The sequence below is a fragment of the Pseudomonas sp. MWU12-2037 genome (assembly GCF_023242345.1).
Taxonomy (GTDB): domain Bacteria; phylum Pseudomonadota; class Gammaproteobacteria; order Pseudomonadales; family Pseudomonadaceae; genus Aquipseudomonas; species Aquipseudomonas gingeri_D.
This window is the reverse complement of record NZ_JALLIZ010000055.1, coordinates 1-560: the sequence shown is the minus strand read 5'-3', so window position 1 is coordinate 560 and position 560 is coordinate 1. Positions and strand designations below refer to the sequence as shown.

The following is a 560-nucleotide window of genomic DNA, read 5'->3' as shown; positions in this document are numbered from 1 at the left end:
GCCGAAGGCCTGGCTGAACTCGAAGGCGCCTCGGCCCGTGTCGCGGTCGACGAAAAGCGCATGATCAACTGCCGCGCCGACCTCAACCAGCTCGTGCCGTTCAAGTACGACTGGGCCTGGCAGAAGTACCTCGACGGCTGCGCAAACCACTGGATGCCGCAAGAAGTCAACATGACCGCCGACATCGCCCTCTGGAAAGACCCGGAAGGCCTGACCGACGACGAACGCCGCATCGTCATGCGCAACCTCGGTTTCTTCTCCACCGCCGACTCCCTGGTGGCGAACAACCTGGTGCTGGCCGTGTACCGCCTGATCACCAACCCCGAGTGCCGCCAGTACATCCTGCGCCAGGCCTTCGAAGAGGCGATCCACACCCACGCCTACCAGTACTGCATCGAATCGTTGGCCATGGATGAAGGCGAGATCTTCAACATGTACCACGAGATTCCTTCCGTGGCGAAAAAGGCCACCTGGGGCCTGAAGTACACCCGTTCGATCTCCGACCCGGAATTCAAGACCGGCACCGTCGAGACCGACAAGGAACTGCTGCGCAACCTGAT

The 560-nt window shown here is 61.2% G+C and carries 1 protein-coding gene; it reads left to right on the top strand.

The genetic code is table 11. The features are described 5' to 3' along the window. A partial coding sequence (locus M5B42_RS32065) for a ribonucleotide-diphosphate reductase subunit beta (RefSeq protein WP_248748066.1) occupies positions 1–560 on the top strand: 560 nt, incomplete at both ends.